General features: G+C 72.8%; 15 protein-coding genes and 1 riboswitch. Of the genes, 5 read left to right on the top strand and 10 right to left on the bottom strand.

All coding sequences use genetic code 11. The annotated features are described in order from the left end of the window. Positions 1–13: 13 nt before the first annotated feature. Both trpS and ACIGYR_RS25610 read right to left on the bottom strand, forming a co-directional pair. The gene (gene trpS, locus ACIGYR_RS25615; protein ID WP_391839991.1) at positions 14–1039 is read right to left on the bottom strand and encodes a tryptophan--tRNA ligase; all 1026 of its coding nucleotides are present in this window, start codon (positions 1037–1039) and stop codon (positions 14–16) included. A 195-nt stretch (positions 1040–1234) separates the two neighbouring features. After that, a complete protein-coding gene (locus tag ACIGYR_RS25610) occupies positions 1235–2689 on the bottom strand; it encodes a glycine hydroxymethyltransferase (RefSeq protein ID WP_399597120.1) in 1455 nt (484 codons plus the stop codon). Between the two features lie 33 nt (positions 2690–2722). Next, positions 2723–2811: riboswitch (ZMP/ZTP riboswitch) on the bottom strand. 83 nt (positions 2812–2894) lie between these two features. Here ACIGYR_RS25610 and rocD point away from each other — a divergent pair. Continuing rightward, positions 2895–4139, top strand: coding sequence for an ornithine--oxo-acid transaminase (rocD, locus tag ACIGYR_RS25605; RefSeq protein ID WP_399597117.1), 1245 nt, complete (start codon positions 2895–2897; stop codon positions 4137–4139). Here the strand turns inward: rocD and ACIGYR_RS25600 are convergent, their stop codons facing one another. Next, entirely contained in the window at positions 4140–4601 is a 462-nt protein-coding gene (locus ACIGYR_RS25600) for a nuclear transport factor 2 family protein (RefSeq protein WP_391839986.1), read from the bottom strand. A gap of 86 nt (positions 4602–4687) precedes the next feature. On the opposite strand from ACIGYR_RS25600, the gene ACIGYR_RS25595 reads away from it, so the two are divergent. Beyond that, positions 4688–5263 carry a TetR/AcrR family transcriptional regulator gene (locus tag ACIGYR_RS25595; RefSeq protein ID WP_399597114.1) on the top strand — a complete coding sequence of 192 codons (576 nt, stop codon included), beginning with the start codon at positions 4688–4690 and terminating at the stop codon, positions 5261–5263. Here the strand turns inward: ACIGYR_RS25595 and ACIGYR_RS25590 are convergent. Both ACIGYR_RS25590 and ACIGYR_RS25585 read right to left on the bottom strand, forming a co-directional pair. Then, entirely contained in the window at positions 5260–6444 is a 1185-nt protein-coding gene (locus ACIGYR_RS25590; protein WP_391839982.1) for a glutathionylspermidine synthase family protein, read from the bottom strand. The genes ACIGYR_RS25595 and ACIGYR_RS25590 overlap by 4 nt on opposite strands. Before the next feature lie 13 nt (positions 6445–6457). After that, positions 6458–6871 (bottom strand): hypothetical protein, encoded by a 414-nt coding sequence (locus ACIGYR_RS25585; RefSeq protein ID WP_399597110.1) that lies wholly within the window; start codon positions 6869–6871, stop codon positions 6458–6460. Positions 6872–6988: 117 nt separating this feature from the next. Here ACIGYR_RS25585 and ACIGYR_RS25580 point away from each other — a divergent pair, with 117 nt between their 5' ends. Then, the gene (locus ACIGYR_RS25580) at positions 6989–7834 is read left to right on the top strand and encodes a hypothetical protein (protein ID WP_399598595.1); all 846 of its coding nucleotides are present in this window, start codon (positions 6989–6991) and stop codon (positions 7832–7834) included. 149 nt (positions 7835–7983) lie between these two features. Here ACIGYR_RS25580 and ACIGYR_RS25575 read toward each other — a convergent pair whose 3' ends face one another. After that, positions 7984–9384 carry a PLP-dependent aminotransferase family protein gene (locus ACIGYR_RS25575; protein WP_391839978.1) on the bottom strand — a complete coding sequence of 467 codons (1401 nt, stop codon included), beginning with the start codon at positions 9382–9384 and terminating at the stop codon, positions 7984–7986. Positions 9385–9430: 46 nt separating this feature from the next. Between ACIGYR_RS25575 and ACIGYR_RS25570 the strand changes: the two genes are divergently transcribed. Both ACIGYR_RS25570 and ACIGYR_RS25565 read left to right on the top strand, forming a co-directional pair. Continuing rightward, positions 9431–9931, top strand: a complete 501-nt coding sequence (locus tag ACIGYR_RS25570) for a carboxymuconolactone decarboxylase family protein (protein WP_399597107.1) — start codon at positions 9431–9433, stop codon at positions 9929–9931. Positions 9932–9986: 55 nt separating this feature from the next. Beyond that, on the top strand, positions 9987–10709 hold the full coding sequence (locus ACIGYR_RS25565) for an isocitrate lyase/phosphoenolpyruvate mutase family protein (RefSeq protein WP_399597105.1): 723 nt from the start codon (positions 9987–9989) through the stop codon (positions 10707–10709). A gap of 6 nt (positions 10710–10715) precedes the next feature. Here the strand turns inward: ACIGYR_RS25565 and ACIGYR_RS25560 are convergent, their stop codons facing one another. The 4 genes from ACIGYR_RS25560 to ACIGYR_RS25545 are packed head-to-tail and all read right to left on the bottom strand — an operon-like array spanning position 10716 to position 16426. Further along, positions 10716–11675, bottom strand: a complete 960-nt coding sequence (locus ACIGYR_RS25560; protein WP_399597102.1) for an ABC transporter substrate-binding protein — start codon at positions 11673–11675, stop codon at positions 10716–10718. Between the two features lies 1 nt (position 11676). After that, positions 11677–13623 carry an ABC transporter permease gene (locus ACIGYR_RS25555; RefSeq protein ID WP_399597100.1) on the bottom strand — a complete coding sequence of 649 codons (1947 nt, stop codon included), beginning with the start codon at positions 13621–13623 and terminating at the stop codon, positions 11677–11679. Next, entirely contained in the window at positions 13623–14897 is a 1275-nt protein-coding gene (locus ACIGYR_RS25550; RefSeq protein WP_399597097.1) for a glycine betaine/L-proline ABC transporter ATP-binding protein, read from the bottom strand. The genes ACIGYR_RS25555 and ACIGYR_RS25550 overlap by 1 nt, the downstream gene beginning before the upstream one ends. Beyond that, the gene (locus tag ACIGYR_RS25545) at positions 14894–16426 is read right to left on the bottom strand and encodes a GMC family oxidoreductase (protein ID WP_399597094.1); all 1533 of its coding nucleotides are present in this window, start codon (positions 16424–16426) and stop codon (positions 14894–14896) included. The genes ACIGYR_RS25550 and ACIGYR_RS25545 overlap by 4 nt, the downstream gene beginning before the upstream one ends. Between the last annotated feature and the right edge of the window lie 8 nt (positions 16427–16434).

Below are 16434 nucleotides of genomic sequence, written 5' to 3'. Positions count from 1 at the left end.
ACGGTCGTACGCCTCAGTGCTTGGCCGGGAGGAAGCCCACGCGGTCGTACGCCTGCGCGAGGGTCTCGGCGGCGACGGCGCGCGCCTTCTCCGCGCCCTTGGCCAGGATCGAGTCCAGCGTCTCGGAGTCGTCCAGGTACTGCCGGGTGCGCTCCCGGAACGGCGTCACGAACTCGACCATGATGTCGGCGAGGTCGGTCTTGAGCGCGCCGTACATCTTGCCCTCGTAGTCCTGCTCCAGCTCGGCGATCGACTTGCCGGTGAGCGTGGAGTAGATGGTGAGCAGGTTGGAGACGCCCGGCTTGCTCTCGGTGTCGAAGCGGATCACCGTGTCGGTGTCGGTGACCGCGCTCTTGACCTTCTTGGCCGTGGTCTTCGGCTCGTCGAGGAGGTTGATGAGGCCCTTCGGCGTGGACGCCGACTTGCTCATCTTGATCGACGGGTCCTGGAGGTCGTAGATCTTCGCCGTCTCCCTGAGGATGTACGGCTTGGGGACGGTGAAGGTCTGGCCGAACCGGCCGTTGAACCGCTCCGCGAGATCGCGGGTCAGCTCGATGTGCTGACGCTGGTCCTCGCCGACGGGCACCTCGTGGGCCTGGTACAGCAGGATGTCCGCGACCTGGAGGATCGGGTACGTGAACAGGCCGACGGACGCCCGGTCGGCGCCCTGCTTGGCGGCCTTGTCCTTGAACTGGGTCATGCGGCCGGCCTCGCCGAAGCCGGTGAGGCAGTTCATGACCCAGGCCAGCTGGGCGTGCTCGGGGACATGGCTCTGCACGAAGAGGGTGCAGCGGTCCGGGTCGAGGCCGGCGGCCAGCAGCTGGGCGGCGGCGAGCCGGGTGTTGTCCCGCAGCTCCTTCGGGTCCTGCGCGACCGTGATCGCGTGCAGGTCGACGACCATGTAGAACGCGTCGTGTGACTCCTGCAGGGCCACCCACTGGCGGACGGCGCCGAGGTAGTTGCCGAGGTGGAACGAGCCGGCGGTGGGCTGGATTCCGGAGAGCACGCGAGGACGGTCAGCAGAGGCCATGTCCACCATTCTCGCAGAGGGCGCGGGTGGGGTCGGCCCGGGAACGGTGGGGGATCCCGGAGCGCGGGGGTCTGCCGGCCGGTGGGGGCCGTTCGCGCAGTTCCCCGCGCTCCTGGGCGGGCCGCCCCTGGCGGAAGCGCGCCCTTCGGCGGGCCGCCCCCAGCACAAGCGCGCGCCTGGGCGGGCCGCCCCTGGGGGGACCGGTCAGCCGAGGTCGACTTCGGGGTACAGCGGGAATCCGGCGACCAGGTCCGTGGCCCGCTGGGCGATCTCCCGCGCGACCTTCTCGTCCAGGACGTGGGCCGCCTTGGACGGGGCGCCCGACTTCGTGGTGCCCGGCTCGGTGGTGGAAAGGACGCGGTCGATCAGGGCCGCCACCTCGTCCATCTCGGCCGTGCCCAGGCCACGCGTGGTCAGGGCCGGGGTGCCGACGCGGATGCCGGAGGTGTACCAGGCGCCGTTCGGGTCGGCCGGGATGGCGTTGCGGTTGGTGACGATGCCCGAGTCGAGCAGGGCCGCCTCGGCCTGGCGGCCGGTGAGGCCGTAGGACGAGGCGACGTCGATCAGGTTGAGGTGGTTGTCGGTACCGCCGGTGACGAGCGTCGCGCCCCGGCGCATGAGGCCCTCGGCGAGGGCGCGGGAGTTGTCGACGATGCGCTGGGCGTAGCCCTGGAAGGCGGGCTGCCGGGCCTCGGCCAGGGCGACGGCCTTGGCCGCCATGACGTGCGGGAGCGGCCCGCCGAGGACCATCGGGCAGCCGCGGTCGACCTGGTCCTTGAGGGAGTCGTCGCACAGCACCATGCCGCCGCGCGGGCCGCGCAGGGACTTGTGGGTGGTGGTGGTGACGATCTGGGCGTGCGGGACCGGGTCGAAGTCGCCGGTGAGGACCTTGCCCGCGACCAGGCCGGCGAAGTGCGCCATGTCGACCATGAGGGTGGCGCCGACCTCGTCGGCGATCTCGCGCATGATCCGGAAGTTCACCAGACGGGGGTACGCGGAGTAGCCGGCGACGATGATCAGCGGCTTGAAGTCGCGGGCCTGGGCGCGCAGGGCCTCGTAGTCGATGAGGCCGGTGGCCGGGTCGGTGCCGTAGGAGCGCTGGTCGAACATCTTGCCGGAGATGTTCGGGCGGAAGCCGTGGGTGAGGTGGCCGCCGGCGTCCAGGGACATGCCGAGCATGCGCTGGTTGCCGAATGCCTGGCGCAGCTCGGCCCAGTCGGCCTCGGTGAGGTCGTTGACCTGGCGGACGCCGGTCTTCTCCAGGAAGGGGGCCTCGACGCGGTCGGCGAGGACGGCCCAGAAGGCGACGAGGTTGGCGTCGATGCCGGAGTGCGGCTGGACGTAGGCGTGGCGGGCGCCGAAGAGCTCGCGGGCGTGCTCGGCGGCGAGGGCCTCGACGGTGTCGACGTTGCGGCAGCCGGCGTAGAAGCGGCGGCCGACGGTGCCCTCGGCGTACTTGTCGCTGAACCAGTTGCCCATGGCGAGCAGGGTCGCTGGGGAGGCGTAGTTCTCGGAGGCGATCAGCTTGAGCATCTCGCGCTGGTCGGCGACCTCCTGGCCGATGGCGTCGGCGACGCGCGGTTCGACGGCACGGATCACGTCGAGCGCGGCGCGGAAGGCGGTGGACTCGGTGGAGAGAGGGGCGGCGTTCTCGGGCATCGGGGACCTCCGGACGGTGTGCGTGCAGCATTCACGTTCGGCCCAGGCGCACGGCACTCTTCCCGCTCGGGCCGCTCCCTGATGGTCCGTCCCATCCCAGCGCGCCAGTCACGGCCCGCACGTCAGCCTACCCGGCGCGCCGGACGCGGCCACGCGGCGGGGAGCCGCATGTCGGTCACGGGCCGCGTCCACCGCGCGAGCGAGGATGGGAAGGGGGTCACCGTCGTCTCCGGGAGTACCCGTGACCGCTGCTGCGGACCTCATCGCCACCGCCGACGCGCACTGCGCGCCCACGTACCGTCCGCTGCCGGTGGTGATCGCCACCGGGGAGGGGGCGTGGCTGACGGACGTGGCGGGGCGGCGGTATCTGGATCTGCTGGCCGGTTACTCGGCGCTGAACTTCGGGCACGGCAACCGGCGGCTGGTCGAGGCGGCCCGGCGGCAGCTGGACCGGGTGACGCTGACCTCCCGCGCCTTCTACCACGACCGGTTCGCCGCCTTCTGCGCCGAGCTGGCGGAGTTGTGCGGGATGGAGATGGTGCTGCCGGCGAGCACGGGAGCGGAGGCGGTGGAGAGCGCGGTGAAGACGGCCCGGAAGTGGGGGTACCGGGTGAAGGGGGTGCCCGCGGAGATGGCGAAGATCGTGGTGGCGGGCGGCAACTTCCACGGCCGTACGACGACGGTGATCAGCTTCTCGACGGATCCGGAGGCGCGGGCGGACTTCGGGCCCTACACGCCGGGGTTCCAGATCGTGCCGTACGGCGATCTGACGGCGATGCGGGAGGCGCTGACGGAGAACACCGTCGCGGTGCTGCTGGAGCCGATCCAGGGTGAGTCCGGGGTGATCGTGCCGCCGGCCGGTTATCTGGCGGGGGTGCGGGAGCTGACGCGCGAGCGGAACGTCCTCTTCGTCGCCGACGAGGTGCAGTCGGGCCTCGGCCGTACCGGCCGGACCTTCGCGTGCGAGCACGAGGGCGTGGTGCCGGACATGTACGTCCTGGGCAAGGCGCTGGGCGGCGGCATCGTGCCGGTGTCGGCGGTGGTGTCGAGCGCGGCGGTGCTCGGGGTCTTCCGGCCGGGTGAGCACGGGTCGACGTTCGGCGGGAATCCGCTGGCCTGTGCGGTGGCGCTGGAGGTGATCGCGATGCTGCGGACCGGCGAGTACCAGGAGCGGGCGGCCCGGCTGGGCGAGCGGCTGCACCGGCTGCTGGGCGACCTGTCCGGCACCGGCAGGGTGACGGCGGTGCGGGGGCGTGGGCTGTGGGCCGGGGTGGACGTCTCCCCGGCGGCCGGGACCGGGCAGGAGATCTCCGAACGGCTGCTGGCCCGTGGGGTCCTGGTCAAGGACACCCACGGGTCGACCGTGCGGATCGGCCCGCCGCTGGTGATCGGCGAGGAGGACCTGGAGTGGGGGGTGGAGCAGCTGCGGGCGGTGCTGGCCGGGGCGTGATCAGCGCAGCGGGATGTCGGTGCCGTGCTCGTCGGCGGGCCGGGGTCCGAAGATGCGCCGGTCGGCCTCGCGGATGGGCACGTCGTCGATGCTGGCCTCGCGTCGGCGCATCAGGCCGTGCTCGTCGAACTCCCACAGTTCGTTGCCGTAGCTGCGCCACCACTGGCCGGCGGAGTCATGGCACTCGTACTGGAAGCGGACGGCGATGCGGTCGCCGTGGAAGTCCCAGAGGCTCTTGCGCAGCGCGTAGTCCAGTTCGCGCTGCCACTTCTCGGTCAGGAAGGTGACGATCTCCGCGCGGCCGGTGACGAACCGGTCGCGGTTGCGCCAGACGGAGTCCGGTGTGTAGGCCAGGGCGACCCGGTGGGGGTCGCGGGTGTTCCAGGCGTCCTCGGCCGCCTGCACCTTCTGGCGGGCGGTTTCCAGGGTGAACGGCGGGTAGGGCGGGCGGCCTTCGGGCACGGCGACCTCCTGAGGTCGAGAACGAGCGTTCTCCATCGATGCGACTAAGGTAGAGAACGATCGTTCTCGTCGTCAAGGAGCCACGGATGCCCGCCCCGATCACCGAGGAACAGAACCGCCTGGACCGCGAAGCGCTCCTGGACGCGGCGGAGACGCTCTTCTACGCGCACGGCATCCAGGCGGTCGGCATGGACCGGGTCCGGGAGGCGTCCGGACTGCCCCTGAAGCGGATCTACCGGCTCTTCGCGACCAAGGAGGACCTCGTGGTCGCCGTGCTCCGGCGGCGCGACCGGCGCTGGCGCGCGAGCCTGACCGCCCACGTGGAGAGCGTCCCGGACCCGCGCGAGCGGGTGCTCGCGGTCTTCGACTGGCTCGCCGCGTGGTTCGCCGAGCCCGGCTTCCGCGGCTGCGCCTGGATCAACGCCCACGGTGAACTCGGCGCGTCCTGCGAGCGGGTCCTGGCCGAGGTCCGGTCCCACAAGCGGGCCTTCCATGACCAGCTCACCGCCTGGGTGCGCGCCACCGGCGTACCGGTGGCCGAACCGGTGTACCTGCTCGCCGAGGGAGCCATCGTCACGGCCGGCGTCGACGCCGACCCCGCCCCCGCCGGCCGGGCACGGGCGGCCGTCGAGAGGCTGCTCGGGGACCGGACCGGCGGCTAGAGGATCACATGCGGCAGGAAGCGGGCGTACTCGTCCGTGATCAGACCCGTGGACTCGCGGATGCCGAGCCCGGCCGACTCGTCGCGGACGACCCAGGCGCCCAGGACGACGTGGTTGCCGTCGAAGGCGGGCAGGGGGGCCAACTGCTGGTAGCAGCAGGGCTCGTCACGCAGGACGGGCGGCGATCCCGGCTCGTGCACGGTGACGCCCTCGCCCTCGCGGCCGAGCAGGGGCTTGGCGACGTAGCCGGCCGACTCGGCCAGCTCGCGGGGGCCGTCCAGGTAGGCGGGGAGGAGGTTCGGGTGCCCGGGGTACAGCTCCCAGAGGATCGCCAGCAGGGCCTTGTTGCTGAGCAGCATCTTCCAGGCGGGCTCGATCCACAGGGTGCTGCCGGTGCCACCGCCGTTGTCCAGGGTGTCCAGGACGTGCCCGCCGAAGACGTCGGTGGTGAGCCACTCCCAGGGGTAGAGCTTGAAGATGCCGCGGATGAAGCGGAGCCGGTTGTCGACGAAGCGGCCGGAGAGGGTGTCCCAGCCGATCTCCTCGACGGCGAGCCAGTCGGTGGCGAGGCCGGCCTGCTCGGCGGTCTCCTTCAGATAGGCGACCGTCATCAGGTCCTCGCCGAGTTCGTCGGCGGCGGAGTGGGCGAAGTGCAGCGGGCTGCCGGCAGGCAGCAGGGCGGCCTGCGCGCGCCAGGCGTCGACGAGCCGTTCGTGCAGGGAGTTCCACTGGTCCGCGCCGGGGAAACGCTCCTCCATCCAGAACCACTGCGGGGAGGCGGCCTCAACCAGCGAGGTGGGGGTGTCGGCGTTGTACTCCAGCAGCTTCGCCGGGCCCGTGCCGTCGTAGCGCAGGTCGAAACGGCCGTAGACGGAGGGGAGTTCGGCACGGCGCCGCCACGCCTCGGTGACCGCGTCGGCCACCCGCGGGTCGGTGATGCCGAGGTCGGCGAGCCGGTCCTCGGCCACCATGTGCCCGGCCGCCGTGAGGCACATGCGGTGCAGCTCCTCGACGGTCTCCTCCAGCGCCTCGACCTCGTCCAGGGAGAAGACGTAGTAGGCGCTCTCGTCCCAGTAGGGGCGCAGGGAACCGTCGGGCTGCCGGGTGAGCGGATAGACGAGCCCCTGCTCCTCGACGGTCCGCTGCCAGCCTGGACGAGGGGTGATGGTACGGCGTTCCATGTGTGTGCTCCGGTCAGCCGCCGGAGCTGCCCTTGCCGCCGCCGAAGCCGCCGCGGTGGACCCCGCTTCCGCCGTGGTGGTCGTCGTCGTCCGAGGATCCGCCGCCCGAACCCCCGCCGGACTTGGTGAAAGAGCCGCCGTCGGCCCAGCCGCCCTGCTCCTTGCCCCCGTAGTACCAGGCTCCGTCGGGCTGCTTCGACAGACCCTTCTTCACCGGCTTCTTCTTCCCCGTCGACGTTCCGGACCCGCCGGTGGTCTTGCAGCTCTTGTCGGCGACGACCTTGTAGCCCTTGTCGAGGCGGTAGCTGTCGCGGTCGACGCAGCGCTTGTCCGGATCGGACGAGCAGGCGGTGAGCGCGGTGGCCAGCAGACCGACGCTGCCGAGGACGACCGTGCCGGAACGGAGTTGCCCGCGTGCTCGCGCCATCGTGTGTCTCCCCCGTCGGATGCCGTGTACGACGGCCAGCCTAGAGACCGCGTCAGACCGACGGGCAGGGGGCCCCGCGGTCTCCCGCTCGCCTAGAGTCACTTCGTGCTTTTTGGAATGGTGTGCGCTCTCGGCGCTGCGGTCTGTTTCGGTACGGCGACGGTGTTGCAGGCGGTGGCCGCGCGGGCGGCGGGCGCCGGCGGGGATGGCGGCGGGGGTGGCGGCGGCGACGCGGCGCTGCTGCTGCGGGCGCTGCGGCAGTGGCGGTACCTCGCCGGTCTGGCACTGGACGGGCTGGGTTTCCTGCTCCAGATCGCGGCCCTGCGGTCCCTGCCGATCTACGCCGTGGGCGCCGCGCTGGCGGCGAGCCTCGCGGTGACGGCGGTGGTGGCGGCGCGGCTGCTGCGGGTCAGGCTGAGCGCGGTGGAGTGGAGCGCGGTGGGGGTGGTGTGCGCGGGCCTGGCCATGCTGGGCCTGGCCTCGGGCACCGAGGGCGACCGGAGCGCGCCGGACTGGCTGGGTTACGCGATGGTGGCGGTGGCGGTCGGCGTGCTGCTGCTCGGCGGGATCGGCGGCCGGCTGTCCGGCCGGACCCGGGCGCTGCTGCTGGGGCTCGGCGCCGGGTTCGGGTTCGGGGTGGTGGAGGTGGCGGTACGGCTGATCGACTCGCTGCGGCCGGTGGACCTGCTGGCCAACCCGGCGATGTACGCCCTGCTGCTCGGTGGCGGCGCCGCGTTCCTGCTGCTCACCTCGGCCCTGCAACGGGGCTCGGTGACGACGGCCACGGCCGGCATAGTGATCGGCGAGACCCTCGGTCCGGCGGCGGTGGGCGTGATCTGGCTCGGCGACCGCACCCGGGAGGGCATGACGTGGCTGGCGACGCTGGGCTTCGCGGTGGCGGTGGCGGGGGCGTTGCTGCTGGCGCGGTTCGGCGAGGCACCGGTGGAGGAGCCGGCCGCCTGAGGCTGGTGGGGACTGCCGTCCGTCCGGTGGCCGCGAGTTGTGCGCAGCGGGTCCGCCCGAGGGGTGGGCTTCCGTTCCGGCCGGCGGCCACGGGTCGTTCGTGGCCGGCCGCGCGGCGCCTCGCGCCCCGGTCCGCGGCACCCATTTCTTTACGGCAGCACCCGGCACAGCGCCTCCAGCGCCCCCGCCCACGCGCTGTCCGGGGGCGTGCCGTAGCCGACGACCAGGGCGTCCACAGGCTCGGCGACGGCCTGCGGGTGCCGGTGGAAGGCGAGGCCGTGCAGGGCCAGTCCCTGCCAGGCCGCGGCCTGCACCACCGACTCCTCGGTGCCCGGCGGCAGCCGCAGCACCGCGTGCAGCCCGGCGGCGATCCCGGTGACCCGTACCTGCGGCGCCCGCTCGGCCACGGCGGCGGCGAGGGCGTCCCGTCGGCGCCGGTAGCGCAGGCGGGAGGAGCGGACATGCCGGTCGTAGGCGCCGGAGGTGAGGAACTCGGCGAGGGTGAGCTGCTCCAGCACCCCCACGCTGTCCGCCTGGCCCTTGGCCGTGACCGCCTCCGCCGCAAGGTCCGGCGGCAGCACCATCCAGCCCAGCCGTAGTCCGGGCGCGAGCGACTTGCTGGCCGTGCCGAGGTAGACGACCCGGTCGGGGGCGAGGCCCTGCAACGCGCCGACGGGCTGACGGTCGTAGCGGAACTCGCCGTCGTAGTCGTCCTCCAGGACCAGCCCGCCGGTGCGTCTCGCCCAGGACACGACGGCGGACCGCCGGTCGGGGTGCAGGGGTGAGCCCATGGGGAACTGGTGCGCGGGGGTCAGCAGCACCGCGCCCGCGTCCCCCGCCGCACCGGGGTCCGTGCCGAGTTCGTCGTACGGCAGCGCGGGCGTGGCCAGACCCGCCGTCCGCAGCAGCTCCCGGTGCACGTCCAGCCCGTACGACTCCACCGCCGCCGCCCGCGCCCCGCGTGCCCGCAGCACCCTGCCGAGGATGTCCAGGGCGTGCGAGAAGCCCGCGGTGATCAGGATCGTGCCGGGGTCCGCGCGCACGCCGCGGGCGCGGGCGAGGTAGTCGGCGAGGGCGGTGCGCAGTTCGGGCCGGCCGCGCGGGTCGCCGTAGCCGAGGGCGTGGAAGGGGGCCGTGGCCAGGGCCCGGCGGGTGGCCTTGAGCCACTGGGCACGCGGGAACGCGGCGAGGTCCGGGGTGCCGGGGACGAGGTCGTGGGCCGGGCGGCCGGGGATGCGGCGGGGCGCCGGGCCGGCGTCGGCGGGCGGCGCGGTGCCACCGGGCACGCCGGTCGCGACCCGGGTGCCGGAGCCCTGCCGGGCGGTGAGCCAGCCCTCCGCCACCAGGTCGGCGTAGGACTCGGCGACCGTGTTGCGGGCGATGCCGAGGTCGGCGGCGAGGGAGCGGGAGGACGGCAGCCGGGTGCCGGGGGCGAGCCGGCCGGAGCGCACCGCGTCCCGCAGGGCGTCGGTCAGACCCCTGCGCAGGCCACTCGCCCCGCTCGGTTCGAGGTGCAGGTCGACACCCAAAGTGGCCCATGAATCCGCCATGGGAATGGACCATACTCCTGGGCTGCCCGGCTCCTAGGGTCGAGGCATGAGCACTGCACAGGAATCCGTCGAGTACGCCGCCGAAGAAGCACCGCGACTGCGCTGGGCCGAGCACGCCCCCGAGGTCTACAAGGCGATGATCCGCCTGGACTCCGCCGCCAAGCGGGGCCTGGACCCGAAGCTGTACGAGCTGGTGAAGATCCGCGCCTCGCAGGTCAACCACTGCGCGTTCTGCCTCGACATGCACACCAAGGACGCCCTCGCGGCGGGCGAGAGCGTCGAGCGGATCATCCAGCTCAGCGCGTGGCAGGAGTCGCGGCACTTCTACACCGAGAAGGAGCTGGCCGCGATCGAGCTGACCGAGGCGGTCACCGTCCTCACGGACGGCTTCGTGCCGGACGAGGTGTACGACCGGGCGGCGGGGCACTTCGAGGAGGCCGAACTCGCCCAGCTGATCGCCGCGATCACGGTGATCAACGCCTGGAACCGGTTCGGTGTGACCACCCGCATGACCCCGGGGCACTACCAGCCGGGGCAGTACAAGTGAGCGCAGGACCCGCCGGGGCGGTACAGGCCGGCTTCGAGCCGGGAGGTCACCGCACATGAGCACGGTGGACGAGTTCCGCGCGCTGCACCGGGGGCGTGCCCAGGGCGACCCGCTGGTCCTGCCCGGGCCGTGGGACGCGGCCAGTGCGCGGGTCCTCGCGGCGGCCGGGTTCCCGGCCCTGGCCACGCCGAGCGCGGGCGTGGCCGACTCCCTCGGCTACGAGGACGGGGCCACCCCGGCCGGCGAGATGTTCGCGGCCATCGCCCGGATCACGCGGGCGGTGGACGTGCCGGTGTCGGCGGACGTCGAGGGCGGCTACGGGCTCGCGCCGAAGGAGCTGGTCGAGCGGCTGCTGGAGGCGGGTGCCGTCGGCTGCAACCTGGAGGACTCCGACGGGGGTGTCCTCAAGGACCCGCACGAGCACGCCGAGTTCCTCGCCGAGGTGCGGTCCGCGGCCGCCGGCGGGCTGTTCGTCAACGCCCGTGTCGACGTCTTCGTCCACGGCGACGGTGATCCCGAACGGGCCATCGAGCGGGCCGCGTTGTACCGCTCGGCGGGGGCCGACTGCGTGTACCCGATCCTCGCCCCGGCGGCCGTGACACCCCTGCTGCGGTCCGGGATCGAGGGCCCGCTGAACCTGCTGGCCCGGCTGGACGGGGACGGCCCCTCGCCCGCCGCGCTCGGCGAACTCGGGGCCACCCGGATCACGTTCGGTCCGGGACTCCAGCGACGGGCGTCGGCCGCGCTGCGCGAGATCGCGGCCGGCCTGCTGCCCTGAGTCCGGTCAGGACAGCCACTTCTTCCACACGGAGGGGTGGCTGTCGACCCACTTCCGCGCCGCGTCCTGCGGGCTCAGCTTCTGCTCGGCGATCATCAGGGAGACCTCGTTCTGGTCCTCCGTCGTCCACGTGAACTTCCTGAGGAAGTCCGCGGCCTTGCCGCCGGAGTGCGCGAAGTCGGCGTTGAGGTACTTCTGCAGCGGGGTGTGCGGGTAGGCGCAGGCGACCTTCGCCGCGTCCGCGTCGCAGCCCTCCTGGTACGGCGGCAGCTTCACCTCCGTCATGGGGACCTTCTCGAACAGCCACTGGGGCGAGTACCAGTACGTCAGGAAGGGCTTCTTCTCCTTGGCGAACTGCTTCATCTGCGTGATCTGCGCCGCCTCGGAACCGGCGAAGACGACCTGGTAGTTCAGTTTCAGGTTGGTCACCAGGGCCTTGTCGTTGGTGACGTAGGACGGGGAGCCGTCCATCAGCTGGCCCTTGCCGCCGCTCTCCGCGGTGCGGAACAGCGAGGAGTACTTGTCGAGGTTCTTCCAGTTCGTGATGTCAGGGTGCTGCTTGGCGAGGTACGTCGGCACGAACCAGCCGATGTGGCCGGTCACCCCGAGGTCGCCGGCGCGCGCGATCGTCTTCTTGTCCTCGACGTACCGCTTCTGCTGGTCGGGGTGGCCCCAGTCCTCCAGGAGGGCGTCGACCCGGCCCTGGCTGAGCGCGTCCCAGGCGGGCACCTCGTCGACCTGGACGGTGTCGACGCGGTAGCCGAGCTTGTGCTCCAGGAGGTACTGGGCGACGGCCACGTTGGACTGCGCGCCCACCCAGGACTGCACGGACAGGGTGACCGTCCTCGCGCCGCGGGCGTTGGCGAACGGGCTGGCCTGCTTGGTCATGTCGGCGGCGCCGCAGCCGGTCAGCAGCGCGAGCGCGGATGCTCCGGCGGCCACCGTGAGGGTCGTACGGAATCGCATGTCACGCTCCCTTCTTCGTGCGCCGTTCGGTGGGCTGGGTCACCCGGTCGAGCATCAGGCCCAGGCAGACGATGGCCGCGCCGGCCACCAGGCCGGTCGCCAGGTCGCCCTGGGCGAGGCCGAAGGCGACGTTGTAGCCGAGGGCACCGCCGCCGACCAGGCCGCCGATGATGACGACGGCGAGGACGAGGACCACGCCCTGGTTGACGGCGAGCAGCAGCGCGCGCCGGGCGAGCGGGAGCTGCACCTGCCACAGTTGCTGCCGTCCGGTCGCGCCGAGCGAGCGCGCGGACTCCAGCGCCGCCTGGTCGACCTGGCGCAGGCCCTGCGCGGTGATCCGGACGACGGCCGGGAGGGCGTAGACGACGGCCGCGGCGACGGCGGGGGCACGGCCGACGCCGAACAGGGCGACGACCGGGATCAGGTACACGAACTGCGGCATGGTCTGGAAGACGTCCAGGACGGGGCGCAGCGCGCGTTCGACCCGGTCGCTGCGGGCCGCGGCGATGCCGGTCGCCAGGCCCAGGACCAGGGTGACGGCGACGGCGGCCAGCACCTGGGAGAGGGTGTCGAGCGACGGCTCCCACACGCCGAGCACGCCGATCGCGGCCATGGCGAGGACGGCGGTCAGCGCGGTGCGCCAGGTGCCGATCAGCCAGGCCAGGGCGGCGACGATCAGCAGGACCGACCACCAGGGCAGCCACTGGAGGCCGTCGCGGACGGGGTCCAGGATCCAGGTGGTGAAGTGGGCCGCCCAGTCGGCGGTGCCGCCGACGACCGGGACCCCGGAGTAGAGGTGGCCGGTCATCCAGTCGACGGCGCGGTTGACCGGTTCTGCGATGTTCGCCGTCCAGCCGGCGGGCCAGTCGAGCGCGCCGAGGAGGCGGGTGGCGAGGGCGGCGGCGACGGTGACGGCCAGGGCGTAGGGCCAGCCGATCGTGCGGGGGCGGTCGGCCGCCTGGATGCCGTTGCCGGCCGCGGCGGTGACGCGGTCGAGGACCACCGCGAGCAGCACGATCGGGATGCCGGCGGCGAGGGCCGCGCCGACGTCGACGGAGGCGAGGGCCTGGTAGACGCGGTCGCCGAGGCCGCCGGCGCCGATGACCGCGGCGATCACGGCCATGGACAGCGCCATCATGATCGTCTGGTTGAGGCCGAGGAGGAGTTCCTTGCGGGCCAGGGGGATCCGGGCGGTCAGCAGCCGCTGGCGGCGGGTGGCGCCGAGCGACTCCACGGCCTCCAGGACTTCGGGATCGGCGCCGCGCAGGCCGAGCGCGGTGAGGCGGGCCATCGGCGGGGCGGCGTAGACGACGGTGGCGAGGACGGCCGCGGGGACGCCGATGCCGAAGACCAGGACGACGGGGAGGAGGTAGGCGAAGGCCGGGAGCACCTGCATGGTGTCCAGGACCGGGCGCAGGGCGCGGTCGAGCCGGTCGGAGAGGCCGGCGGCGAGGCCGAGGAGCACACCGACGAGCACGGAGGCGAGGACCGCCACGACCATCAGCGCGAGGGTCTGCATGGTCGGGATCCACATGCCGAGGGCGCCGCAGGCGAGGAAGGCGACGGCCGTGCCGGCGGCCAGGCGGACACCGGCGACCCGCCAGGCGAGCAGGGCGCCGAACGCCGTGACGCCTGCCCAGCCCGCGGCGAGGAGGACGAGGTAGACGGCGCGGACGGCCAGCACGACGGCGTTGCTGACGTGGCCGAGGAAGTACAGGAACAGGGGGTGGCTGTCCCGGTTGTCGATGACCCAGTCGCTGGCCGTGGTGAGGGGTTTGTCCAGGCTCACGGTCAGCTCGTGGGGCCAGGTGGCGCCGGGCCAGTGGGTGGCGGCCCAGGGAGCGAGGACCGCGGCGACGAGCGCGAGCAGGAGGAGCTTGCCCGCGGCTCGGCTCTTCAGGACGCGCGGTTCGGCATTACCGGAGGTCGGGAGACTGAGCGTTGCCATCAGACGGCCTCCGGGGTGGTGCGGGGGCCGGGCGGGGTCGCCTGCCGGCGCCCGGCGGGTGCCGGCCCCTTCGGCACGGGCGCCGCTCCGGCGGCGCGACCGCCCGCGGCTGCGGGGGCTGCGGCGGGCCCGGCGGAGACGGCGGCGGCCCCGGCGGGTGCGGAGGCGGGCCCGGCGGGTGCGGAGGCGGTCCCGGCGGGTGCGGAGGCGGGCCCGGCCACTCCCGCTATGACGCCGAGCAGCTGTTCGTGGCCGACCACGCCGAGGCAGCGGCCCTCGTCCATCACACGGGCCGGTTCCCCGGCCCGGGCCACTGCCTCGATGGCCTCGGCGACCGTGGCCTCAGGGCGGACCGCCGGTCCGGTCCCGCTGTCGTCCGACGTCAGCGGGCGCATGGCCGTACGGCAGGTCAGCACCTGCTCGCGCGGAACGTCCCGGACGAACTCGCGGACGTAGTCGTCGGCCGGGGAACCGACGATCTCCTCCGGGGTGCCCAGCTGGACCACGCGGCCGTCGCGCATCAGGGCGATCCGGTCGCCGAGTTTGAGGGCCTCGCTCAGGTCGTGGGTGATGAAGACCATCGTGCGGCCCTCTTCGCGGTGCAGGCGGGTCACCTCGTCCTGCATGTCACGGCGGATGAGGGGGTCGAGGGCGCTGAACGGCTCGTCGAAGAGGAGGACCTCGGGGTCGACGGCGAGGGCCCGGGCCAGGCCGACGCGCTGGCGCTGGCCGCCGGAGAGCTGGCCGGGACGGCGCTTCTCCATGCCTTCCAGCCCGACCTTGGCGACGACCTCGGCGGCGCGCTCGCGGCGTTCGGACCTGCCGACGCCCTGGATCTCCAGGCCGTAGGCGACGTTGTCGAGGACCGTGCGGTGCGGGAGCAGGCCGAAGTGCTGGAAGACCATCGCGGCCCGGTGCCGGCGCAGTTCGCGCAGGCGGGACCTGTCCATCGCGCGGACGTCCTCGCCGTCGATGGAGATCGTGCCCGCTGTCGGTTCGATCAGCCGGGTCAGACAGCGGACCAGGGTGGACTTGCCGGAGCCCGACAGACCCATGACGACGAAGACCTCGCCCTTGCGGACGTCGAAGGAGACGTCCCGGACGGCGGCCGTGCAGCCGGTGCGGGCGCGCAGGTCGGCGGGGCCGAGAGCGCTCAGTTCGGGGTCGGCGGGGACCCGCTCGGGCTTGGGTCCGAAGACCTTCCACAGACCGGACACCGAGAAGACGGACTCGGCCGTGGTGGGGGGTTTGCGGGTGGGGACGGGAAGAGTCATCGGGGGTCGCCTCCGATCAGGTCGACGGCCTTCTCCCCGACCATGAGGACCCCGATCATCGGGTTGACGGCGGTCATGGTCGGGAAGACGGACGCGTCGGCGATGCGTATGCCGTCGAGACCGCGGATCCTCAGCTCCGGGTCGACCACGGCGAGTCGGTCGTCGGCGGCGCCCATCTTGCAGGTGCCGGCCGGGTGGTAGACGGTGTGCGCGACCTTGCGGGCGTACTCGCTCAGCTCGGCGTCGCCCAGGATCTCCGGGCCGGGGCAGACTTCGCGCTTGAGCCAGCCGGCCAGCGGCTCGGTCCTGGCGATCTCACGGGCGATGCGGATGCCGTCGACCAGGGTCTTGGCGTCGTAGTCGTCCTCGTCGGTGAAGTAGCGGAAGTCCAGCGCGGGCTTCACGGACGGGTCGGCGCTGGTCAGGTGGAGACGGCCGCGGGACTTCGGCTTGGGGATGTTCGGGGTCATCGACACGCCGTACGAGGGGCGTTCGTAGCCGAGGCGCTCCGGGTTGTCCGTGAACGGGATCTGGTAGAAGTGGAACATCAGGTCCGGGCCCGCGTGGTCGGGGTCGCGGCGCACGAAGAGGCCCGCGTCGGAGTCCATCGCGGAGTTCTCCGGGATCGGGCCGTGGGTCTCCCAGACGATCACCGACTCGGGGTGGTCGAGCAGGTTCTCGCCGACGCCGGGCAGGTCGTGCACGACGGGGATGCCGAGCGCTTCGAGGTCACCGCGGGGGCCGATGCCCGAATGGAGCAGCAGGCGCGGGGAGTCGACGGCGCCCGCGCACAGGACGACCTCGTTGCGGGCCCGTACCAGCAGTTCCTCGCCGTCCTTGGTGCGCACGTGGACGCCCTCGGCGCGGGTGCCGTTCAGCTCCAGCTTGTGGGCCCAGGTCTCCAGGAAGATGCGGAGGTTGGGGCGCTCGTCCATCACCGGGTGCAGGTAGGCCACGGAGGCGGAGGAACGCTTGTTGTCCTCCGGGTGGTAGGCCAGGTCGAAGAAACCGGCGCCCTCGGTGAAGGGCTTGCGGTTGAAGCCCTCGACCCGGGGTACTCCGAGTGCCGACCGGGCGGCGTCGACGAAGTCGCGGGCGATGGCGTTCCGGTCCTTCTCGTCGACGGAGACGATGTTGTTCTTCAGCCGGGCGAAGTATGCCTCCATGGGGACGGCGCCCCAGCCCGTGGCCCCGGCGGCCTCCCACTCGTCCCAGTCGGAGGGCAGGGGCTTGAAGGAGATGAGGGTGTTGTGCGACGAGCAGCCGCCGAGGACGCGGGCGCGGCTGTGCCGGATGTGGGAGTTGCCGCGGGGCTGCTCCACCGTCGGGTAGTCGTAGTCCAGTTCGCCGCCGAGCAGGCCCATCCAGCGGCGCAGGGTGAGCACGTCGTCACGGCCGACGTCGCTCGGGCCGCCCTCGATGACGGCGACGGTGACGTCGGGGTTCTCGGTGAGGCGGGAGGCGATGACGGAGCCCGCCGTGCCGCCGCCGATGACGACGTAGTCGTAGACATGGGGGGTGTGGGACATGGGGGTAC

The organism is Streptomyces sp. NPDC053076 (assembly GCF_044546845.1).
Lineage (GTDB): Bacteria > Actinomycetota > Actinomycetes > Streptomycetales > Streptomycetaceae > Streptomyces.
The sequence above is the reverse complement of the archived record's forward strand: the minus strand, read 5'-3'. Positions and strand labels throughout refer to the sequence as shown.